Annotated in this window: 1 protein-coding gene; it reads right to left on the bottom strand. The window is 45.4% G+C overall.

Features of this window, described 5'->3' with window-relative positions; genetic code table 11:
- Positions 1 to 4 precede the first annotated feature (4 nt).
- Positions 5 to 271, bottom strand: a 267-nt coding sequence (locus FLQ44_RS25375; RefSeq protein ID WP_206208930.1) for a hypothetical protein, incomplete at its 5' end; no start/stop codon positions are given.

Genomic DNA, 271 nt, shown 5'->3' with positions numbered 1-271 from the left:
TACATCATGCAGGAAATTCATCAGGAATTGTGGATGGTGCGGCTGTGGTGTTATTGGCATCTGAAAAAGCAGTAAAAGAACAAGGTTTAAAACCTCGTGCCAAAGTGTTGACGACGTTTTTGACGAGGATCATTGCTCGCACGTTGAACAGGTTGCTGTACTTCAGCTTTTTCAATACTGAGCTCTGGTTCAGCCTGTGCATGCTGATTTTCTTCAACAGGCTTCGCCACAGGTTGAGTTTCAACAGGGCGAGGTGCTTTTGCGACAGTTT

Origin of the sequence: Vogesella mureinivorans (genome assembly GCF_007644035.1) — a bacterium.
GTDB classification, from domain to species: domain Bacteria; phylum Pseudomonadota; class Gammaproteobacteria; order Burkholderiales; family Chromobacteriaceae; genus Vogesella; species Vogesella mureinivorans.
The sequence above is the reverse complement of the archived record's forward strand: the minus strand, read 5'-3'. Positions and strand labels throughout refer to the sequence as shown.